At 62.4% G+C, this 1,434-nt stretch carries 1 protein-coding gene and 1 pseudogene; both read right to left on the reverse strand.

The genetic code is table 11. The annotated features are described in order from the left end of the window. Nucleotides 1-777 (reverse strand): ABC transporter substrate-binding protein (locus tag AC1D00_RS40950; RefSeq protein ID WP_477014625.1); only part of this gene is annotated, 777 nt, incomplete at its 3' end. A gap of 418 nt (nt 778-1,195) precedes the next feature. Continuing rightward, nucleotides 1,196-1,434 (reverse strand): annotated as a pseudogene (locus tag AC1D00_RS40955) (phosphotransferase); the annotation flags it as partial.

The following is a 1,434-nucleotide window of genomic DNA, read 5'->3' on the forward strand; positions in this document are numbered from 1 at the left end:
GCGGCGGTTGCCGGCCTGCGGCACCATACGCCAGATCACGCGCTTGATCTTCGGCAGCGGGCCGCCGACCCAATCCTCGTTGCGCTCCATGATGACTTCGGTGCCGGCGGTCCACTTCGTCACCTTGTAGGCGCCGGAGCCCGCGGTCTGCTGCTTCGTATACTCGAGACCCCAGGGGTCCTTCTCGCTGGCGTTCTTCTTCACCAGCTCGGAATTGACGATGCAGGGCACGATGACGGCGAGGTCGGGAATCGTCAGCTTGTCCTTCTTGGCGAAGTCGACGCGCACGGTGCCGTCGTCGACCACCACGAACTGCTCGGGTTTTGTGAGCGAGCCCGCGCTCATCTGGAAGGTCGGAAAGCCGCCGACGCTGACGGCGCGGTCGAGCGACCACTTCACGTCCTTGGCGGTGACGGGCGCGCCGTCGTGGAACTTGGCGTTCTTCTTCAGCTTGAAGGTGACCGACATGTCGTCGATCTTCATGTCCTCGGCGAGCTCGCCCTTGAACTTGTCGCGATCGTAATAGGGCACGCCGCCGGGGCCGCTCTTCATCTCGTGGCTGATCAGCCGGTCGTAGCAATTCCACGACACCTCATAGCCGGGCACGTTGGTGCCGACGCCGTGGATGTCGAGATTGTTGGGGCCGCCCTCCGAGACGATCAGCAGCGTCTCCGAACGCGCATCGGCCTTGGCCGAGGAGATCACCGACGGCATGGCCGGAAGCGCCGCGCCAGCGGCCAATCCGGAAACGGACTTGAGGAAATCGCGGCGCTTCATGAAATCGCTCCAACTCAAAAGTTTCTGGTTGGAACTGGATTCGCAAGGTTCGTGCCAGAGCTTAACGGGAGCTTACTCCGCGGTTAATATATTGATATCATGATGTAAACTGAACGAGAGAGGGGCGCGGCGCTGACGCCCCGACCATTGGCATTGCATACAAAGAGACGCATTTGCTTATGAAATGAGCTGCGTGGAACATCGGCTTATTTGGTAGGCGGCCTATTCAACCGCCGTCGTCCTGGCGAAAGCCAGGACCCAGGGAGAAGTTGCGGCGCCAAGCTGGCAACCACGAGTCTTCGCCAAACTTCTCCCTGGGGTAATGGGTCCTGGATCGGCGCTACGCTGCTGGACAACGCTTCGCGTTGCCAGACGCTACGCTTGTCCAGGACGACGACGGAGGGTGGAGCGAGAGCCCTCACTCCGCCCAGATCAGCTCCTGCAGCTCGACGAGATCGTTCGCCTTGTCCTGCCAGCCCTCGATGCAGATGTGGCTGTTGAGATCGCTGGCGTGGTGCAGCAGCATCAGGGCCATCAGGCGCCGCTTGAGCGCATAGTCCGGCTTGGCATAGCCGAAGCCTTCGAGCAGGCTGCGCACGCGGCCGGGCCGGCCTGCCGCCATGAAGGCGCCGGGGCCGAGCAGGTCGTACTCGCGCC

The organism is Bradyrhizobium sp. P2_E8 (assembly GCF_056403875.1).